Annotated in this window: 9 protein-coding genes and 3 pseudogenes; 4 read left to right on the top strand and 8 right to left on the bottom strand. The window is 63.3% G+C overall.

The genetic code is table 11. The annotated features are described in order from the left end of the window. The 3 genes and pseudogenes from G552_RS0113150 to G552_RS16095 form a co-directional block, all read left to right on the top strand. Positions 1–301 (top strand): integrase core domain-containing protein (locus tag G552_RS0113150; protein ID WP_027883430.1); only part of this gene is annotated, 301 nt, incomplete at its 5' end. A gap of 408 nt (positions 302–709) precedes the next feature. Continuing rightward, positions 710–940: pseudogene (gene tnpA, locus G552_RS15585) on the top strand (IS200/IS605 family transposase); the annotation flags it as partial. Positions 941–947: 7 nt separating this feature from the next. Then, positions 948–1,175, top strand: a complete 228-nt coding sequence (locus G552_RS16095; protein WP_342664863.1) for a zinc ribbon domain-containing protein — start codon at positions 948–950, stop codon at positions 1,173–1,175. Between the two features lie 52 nt (positions 1,176–1,227). On the opposite strand, the gene G552_RS0113140 is transcribed toward G552_RS16095, so the two are convergent. The 3 genes and pseudogenes from G552_RS0113140 to G552_RS16090 form a co-directional block, all read right to left on the bottom strand. Next, positions 1,228–1,671 (bottom strand): type II toxin-antitoxin system VapC family toxin, encoded by a 444-nt coding sequence (locus G552_RS0113140; protein ID WP_013159618.1) that lies wholly within the window; start codon positions 1,669–1,671, stop codon positions 1,228–1,230. Further along, positions 1,668–1,919: an AbrB/MazE/SpoVT family DNA-binding domain-containing protein gene (locus G552_RS0113135; protein WP_013159619.1), complete on the bottom strand. Its 252-nt coding sequence runs from the start codon at positions 1,917–1,919 to the stop codon at positions 1,668–1,670. Before G552_RS0113135 ends, G552_RS0113140 begins: the two co-directional genes overlap by 4 nt. 365 nt (positions 1,920–2,284) lie before the next feature. Continuing rightward, positions 2,285–2,880 (bottom strand): annotated as a pseudogene (locus tag G552_RS16090) (transposase); the annotation flags it as partial. Between the two features lie 93 nt (positions 2,881–2,973). On the opposite strand from G552_RS16090, the pseudogene G552_RS0113125 reads away from it, so the two are divergent. Beyond that, positions 2,974–3,304, top strand: a pseudogene (locus tag G552_RS0113125) (IS1634 family transposase); the annotation flags it as partial. A gap of 189 nt (positions 3,305–3,493) precedes the next feature. Here G552_RS0113125 and G552_RS0113120 read toward each other — a convergent pair. From G552_RS0113120 to G552_RS15575, 5 genes are all read right to left on the bottom strand, one after another. Beyond that, complete coding sequence (locus G552_RS0113120; protein WP_027883428.1) at positions 3,494–3,688, bottom strand: tautomerase family protein; 195 nt, start codon at positions 3,686–3,688, stop codon at positions 3,494–3,496. 366 nt (positions 3,689–4,054) lie between these two features. Continuing rightward, positions 4,055–4,810 carry an SDR family oxidoreductase gene (locus G552_RS0113115; RefSeq protein WP_027883427.1) on the bottom strand — a complete coding sequence of 252 codons (756 nt, stop codon included), beginning with the start codon at positions 4,808–4,810 and terminating at the stop codon, positions 4,055–4,057. Continuing rightward, the gene (locus tag G552_RS0113110) at positions 4,807–5,142 is read right to left on the bottom strand and encodes a cupin domain-containing protein (protein ID WP_027883426.1); all 336 of its coding nucleotides are present in this window, start codon (positions 5,140–5,142) and stop codon (positions 4,807–4,809) included. Before G552_RS0113110 ends, G552_RS0113115 begins: the two co-directional genes overlap by 4 nt. Next, complete coding sequence (locus G552_RS0113105; RefSeq protein ID WP_027883425.1) at positions 5,139–5,996, bottom strand: alpha/beta fold hydrolase; 858 nt, start codon at positions 5,994–5,996, stop codon at positions 5,139–5,141. The genes G552_RS0113110 and G552_RS0113105 overlap by 4 nt, the downstream gene beginning before the upstream one ends. Positions 5,997–6,045: 49 nt before the next feature. Beyond that, a partial coding sequence (locus G552_RS15575) for an integrase core domain-containing protein (RefSeq protein ID WP_036270947.1) occupies positions 6,046–6,372 on the bottom strand: 327 nt, incomplete at its 5' end.

Here is a 6,372-nt window from a genome sequence, read left to right as displayed (position 1 = left end):
CCGGGGGGTGCAGTACACCTCCAGGGCCTATGTGGAGCGGCTTTTGGGGCTAGGGGTGAGGCTGAGCTACGCGGGGACGGGGAGGCCCTGGGAGAACGGGCACGCGGAGCGGCTGATCCGGACCGTCAAGGAGGAGTGGGTGGACCTGCGGGAGTACCGGACTCTGGAGGAGGCGCGGGCGTCGGTGGAGGCGTTCGTCTTTGAGGTGTACAACCGCAAGCGTCCGCACTCGGCCTTGGGGTACCTGACGCCTGAAGCTTTTGTGGACAGCCTGTTGAAAGGGGGTGGGAGCCCTGACTAAACTGACCGGTGAGGTGGTGCAAATTTAGGGGCGCAGTACACTGATACCTATGCGAGTACAGCCGAGAAGCTCGCTCGCACGGTGAACCAGTCTGCCGGCGCCTGCAACTAGGCCCCGCAAGCCGCAAGGCGGGACAACCTGTGGAACAAGTTCCTGGTCTTCGCGGGGGAGGCCCTTTAGCGCTCCGCCGATACCCCGCACGGCCAACCAGGCGGTGCGGGTTATACTACAGTTTTTACGATCAGCCGCGGTACGAAGCTTCCCGCTCGCTAACCGGACTGTTTAGAAAAAAGAGGGGATGTGGGGGGCTATAATCCCCCGGTTTTTAAACCGGGGATACATGGACTCCCCCACGTGCTCCGAAGGAGCACATAGCATAGTGGACGACGGATGTACTATCATATTCACGTGCCTGAAGAACGCACCACGCGCCATTCGCATTACAACCTGAACTACCATTGGGTATTCACCCCCAAGTATCGCCGCCACATCTTCTTTGGCGAGGTGCGCGAAAGGCTGATGCAGGTATTCCGGGAGGCCTGCTTGATGAGGGACTGGGCAGTGCTGGGCATGGAGGTCATGCCCGACCACGTGCATCTGTTCCTCTCCGTGCCGCCCAAGTGGTCGCCCTCGGACGTGTAGGCGGGTGGTGGGGGTAGACCCCAGACATACCAGCCAGGATTGTCCGGTGTGCGGCTACAGAGAAAAACGCCCTCTCTGGGTGCGGGAGTACACCTGTCCCCGGTGCGGCGCTCACCAGCACCGGGATGTGGCTGCGGCCATCAATGTCCTGGCACGGTCGGGGTGTGCACCCGACCGCAGATGGGCTCGGACGGAGCCTGCGGGGATGGGTACGGCGTGGGCCGTCCCGTGAGAACCGCGAAGCCCCGTTCTTCAGAACGGGGAGTCGTCACGCATGGGGTGGGTTACGCCTTCTTCCCCGGTACAAGAACCACGGCCTCAACGTCGTGGCCTAACCTGAGGAAGTGGCTGGGGTTGAGGGTGAGCAGCCGCTCGGCCTTGGCCTTGAGGGCAGCTTGGGCGATCAGGGCATCGTAAATGGCTCCGCCCACAAGGTTCAGCTTTTCCAGCCGCTGCAGCACCGCACGGTAGTCGGCTACGCTCAGGGCTATGGTCTGGAAGCCCCGGAGGTTTTCCTCGATGAGCTGTAAGGCTACCGGGGGCGGGATGGCGGGGCGCAGGGGCAGGCGGGTCAGCACCGCGTACAGCTCGGCCAAGGTATGGGTGGCTACCGCGCCGTCGTGAACCCCTTCGAGGGTCTGCTCGAGCCATTCCCAAGCCGCGGTGTGGGCCGGGTGGGACAGGACAAAGGCAGCAACCAAGCTCGAGGTGTCGAAGAGTAGCTTCATCGGGAGAGTTCGTCCAGGCGTTCTTCCCTCAGATGGATCAGGGCTTGGCCGAGGTCCGCCGTGGCCCCGCTCTCCACCACCAATACCCGTCCCTTGCGCCGCAAAGGGGGTGGGGTGCGCTGAGGCAGCAAGGTCAGCTTGCCGTCCTCGAGCTGTACCTCGAGGACATCATCAGGCCTCAAGCCCAAGCGCTCACGCAGCTTTTTGGGGATAAGTATCCGCCCAAACTTGTCCAGGGTGATTTGCATATTGCCAATATTAGCATATTTTTGCCAAATTGACGCACTCTATCGAGAGGGGGGTGTGTCCTGGATTCAGGCAACTAGGCTGCAGTGGGGAAAGCGGCGTGTCGGACGGCGTGGAAAGGTGTGACGGGGTTGTGGGAGAAGAACCGCGAGCGGACCAGGGCCTTAGCGCTCGCTCCGGATTCGCTCCAGTGGGCCCCGGTGATCTTGAGTCTTTGGCCGATGACGTGCTTGTTGGCGCCTTCGATCTGACCTGAGCCGATGACCTCGATACCTTCCCGCTTGAAGCGGGGATAGTCGGTGGGGTCGAGGTGGGCCTGATGTTGCAAGAAGTGGAGGGCTTTGTGGGCCACCCCTCGCTCCGCTCGGCGAAAATACGCCTCTTCCATCCCGGGTAGGCCATCGGTGATGAAGAGCAAAACCCGCCGCAGGCCCCTTTGCCATAACTCCCTCAAAACCCCTTCCCAGGCGGTGGTGTTTTCCGTGGGTAAAAGCCAAAAGCCCAGGATCTGCCTCTGCCCGCAAGGGGTGATCCCCAGGGCCACATAGACCGCCTCCCGCTCCACCCCAAGCCCCTCTCTGAACCTTCAAGAAGAAGCCGTCCAGGTAAACCCAGGCCATATCTTCCGGTACAGGCCTATGGCGGAAGGCCTCCACCTCCTTCAGCACCTGGTCGGTGAGGGCGCTGATGGTCTCGTGGGGGTAGCGGTGGCCCCAAAGCAGGCTCATCCCCTCCGCCGCCTTGCGCTCTTACCCCGGCAGCGTACAGGGTCACGGCCACTTCCCCCAGGTCCACCTGGCGCCGGGCGTAGGGCTGGAGCAAGCTGGGGTAGTAGCCGTTCTTCCGCCCCCCGTGCTCCCGCAAGAAGGCTTCCCGGTCAGCGTTCAACAGAACCTGCAAAACCTCGGTCGCCGTTTCCCTCACTGCTTCCCTCAAAATCATCTGCAGGGTATCCGGGTCCATGGGGTACCTCCCTTCTAGCTGGTACCCCCATTCATACACATACCCTTACACAGAATTCCTTACACGACCTTGGGCCTCCCTTAGCCATACCAACTAAGGCGCCACAAGGACCAGGCCCGGACGGTGGAGCGGAGGTTCGGCTTTCCCTCTGTTCTTCAGGGGGAGCCCCTTCCTGAAGCGGCCGGAGTGGGTGATGGCCCTGGCCCTTTTAGTGTACGCCCTGGGGGAGTGGGAGCTGAGGCGGAGGCTGGAAGAGACGGGGTCCAGTCTGCCGGACCAGAAGGGCAGGCCCATGGCAAGGCCCACCCTGCGCTGGGTGTTCCAGCTCTTCCTGTGGGTGCGGCTGGTGGAGCTTGCGGGCAGGTTCCTGGTCCTCAATCTGGCTCCCCATCACCAGACCGCGGTGTGCCTTCTGGGGGTATAGCGATATTACCTGCTGGAGTGAGGAGGGCGCGGAATGTGGGGTGCAGGTCTCCTGGCTCAGGTCAACCAGCAGGTAGTTCTCGTTCCCCCGCATCACAGAGGTGTGCCACCCGGGGTATGCGGTCCTTGAGCAGAATAGCCTACCACGCAGCCCAGGCCTTGCACACTACCTCGAGAAGGCTTTCTTCCCTCATCCTCCATCCTTATCGCGCATCAAGATCCCGCCCACGGCCCAGTTTTCCCGCGGCACCTCGTAGATCACCACCCGAATCTCCTCCAGAGGCTCCCCTAGATGCCGGGCGGCGGCCTCTGTGAGCCTCCGCACCAGCTCCCGCTTCTTCTCTAAAGGTCTTCCTTCCAGCATGGTTATCTTGAGAGCCACCATCTAGTACCTCCTTAAGAGGGGCATTCCTATGAGAATGCGGGGCAGGTTCACGGGGTGCTTGGGGTAAAGGAGCTCAAGATGGTCCAGCACTGGAGATAGGCCAGACCTCCCCAGGGGGAAGAGGAGGGAAAAGGTTGGTAGGAAGGAACTTGGCTGCCTCCTCTTTTCTCGGCAGCGAGGGCAGACCACAAAGAGGCCCGGGTGCCCCAGAAAGGCAAAGGATTACATGAGGCTAAGACTCTCGGTCCAGGTAAGCTCCAGCCCACACAGATCGCATCAGGGTGAAGAAAGGTTCCATTCCTTTTCCATGCTCCTAGCATGGCTTTCTTTCCGGGTACCCGCTTAACTGTCGCCATACTTCCTCCCTCAGTTGGCCACCACCAGCCCCCCGTCTACGATGACCTGCTGCCCGGTAACGTAGCCGTTCCGAGGAGAAAGGAGGAAGGCCACCACCTCCGCCACCTCATCCGGCTTGCCGTAGCGCCCAAGAGGAATCCCCTCGGTGGTCCTCCGGGCGATCTCCTCCTCCGTAACCCCCTCCCGCGCCGCATACGCCCGGTTCCACTCCGCAATGCGCTCCGTGAGGATGTACCCCGGGGCCACCGCGTTCACCAGGATCCCCTCGGGGCCGAGCTCCAACGCCGCCGTCTTCAAGGCGTTGAGAAGCGCCGCCCGGAGGCTGTTGGAAAGCCCGATCCCGGGATAGGGGCTCTTCACCGTGAAGGAGGTGATGGCCACCACCCTACCCCCACCCGAGCGCCGGAACAAGGGAACCGAAAGCCGCAAAAGCCGCAAGGGGCCCACCAGCATCAGCTCAAAGTAGCGCCGCCACTCCTCCTCGGAGACCTCCAAAAGCGGCTTCACCGGCGGGCCACCGTGGTTCAAGAGGAGCGCATCTAAACGGCCAATCCGCTCCGCCATCCCCACCAGCGCCTCCGCCGTGGAGGCCTCGGCCAGGTCGCCGGGCACGCCGACCACCTTGCAGCCCTCCGCCTCGAGGCGCTTGACCGCCTGGAAAGGGTCCCGACTGTTCCCGATGAGGGTGTAGCCCTCCTGCCCGAGCCTCCGCGCCACCGCGAAGCCCATCCCGCTGGAGGCCCCCGTGAGGATGGCCACCCTCATGCCCCCTCCACGCGTTTCAGGAAGTCCTCCCGCACCGGATGGAAGAGGTCAAAAAAAAGGCTGTCCTCCAACACCTCCGCCTCGTGTTCCAGCCCCGAAGGAATGTGTACGACCTCCATCGGCCCTACCTCCCGCCACTCCTCCCCCACGCGGAACCGCAACCGGCCGGAAACCACCAGGGTCATCTGCTCGTGGGAGTGGCTGTGGGCCGGAGCGCGGGACCCCTTGGGCGCCTCCACCCGCACCGCCATCAGCCCTTCCCCGGCGAAAGGCCTCAGGGTCATGGGCCCCATGGCAAACCCCTTCAGCTCCTCCGTCCTGGCGACCCTCACAGCTCCCCCTTGAGAAAGCTCCGCACCAGGCGGTGAAAGGCCTCCGCCCGCTCGATCTGCACCCAGTGGCTTGTGCGCCCCAGGAGCACCAGGTGGGCGTTGGGCAGGTGTTCCATCAGGTATAGGCTCGTCTCCACGGGAACGATCCGGTCCCGGTGGCCGTGCAGGATGAGCACGGGGTGGCCCATCCGCCTAAGGGCCGAAGGCGGCACCACCAGCTGGTCTATAACCTCCTGCCTCGGCCTCGGCCACATGGCCTCAAAGCTCCGCCGCACCTCCGGCCTCAGGGCCGCCTCCAACCGCATCCGGGCGATCCCCTCCAAGCGGTCTTGGACAAACCCCTCGTCAAAGGCAAACCAGCGGATAGCGTTCTTCATGGTGGCCAGGGTGGGGTCCTCGTAAAAGCCCCAGATCCGGTCCAGCTCCGGCGTCATCTGGAAAGGCCCCCCCGCGGGCCCCATGAGGACCACCCTCCCAAACCGCTCCGGCGCCTCCATGAGGAGGTGGAGGGCGATGGCCCCCCCAAGGGAGTTCCCCACCAGGTGCGCCCGCTTTAGCCCCAGGGCCTCCAAAAGGGCAAGGAGTTGGTCCACCCAGACCCGCATCCAGGCCCGCACCCCCTGGGGCGGCGGGTCGGGATGGCTGCTCTCCCCGTAGCCCACCAGGTCCGGGGCCAGGCAGAGGAAGTCTTGCCCCAGCTCCGGAAGCGCCAGCTGCCAGTTGGAAAGCCCGGTGGCCCCGGGGCCCGAGCCATGGATGAAGAGGACTGGTTCCCCTTGGCCCTCCCGGTAAAGGGTGGCTTCCAAAACCTCAGGCCAGGAGCTTACCCGAATCTGGAACTTGAGCTTCTCCATAACCCCACGCTAACCAATGGCTTGAGGTTCCGCAATAGGTTGTAATCGGTCAACACATGTGAGACTGGGGGGCCGACTCCTCTTGCATCATAGCCAGGAACTCCAGGGGCGCGAGGCCGTTTAGGGCCCGGTGGGGTCGCTCACGGTTGTAGTGGTCGAGGTAAGCGTCAAGCTTCTTTTGGAGCTCGGGGATCTGCGAGGGTAAGGGCCGGGTGTAGAACTCGTCCCTGAAGGTCCGCTGCATCCGCTCCACGTGACCGTTGAGCTTGGGGCTCCTCGGGGGAAGGACGAAGAGCTTGACGCCGAGACCTTCACAGGCCTCCTCAAACTCCGACATGAACTCCGCTCCCCCGTCCACTTGAATCGCCCGTACGGG

The sequence above is a fragment of the Meiothermus rufus DSM 22234 genome, assembly GCF_000423425.1.
In the GTDB taxonomy this organism is placed as follows: domain Bacteria; phylum Deinococcota; class Deinococci; order Deinococcales; family Thermaceae; genus Meiothermus; species Meiothermus rufus.
This window is presented reverse-complemented; position numbering and strand designations above follow the sequence as displayed.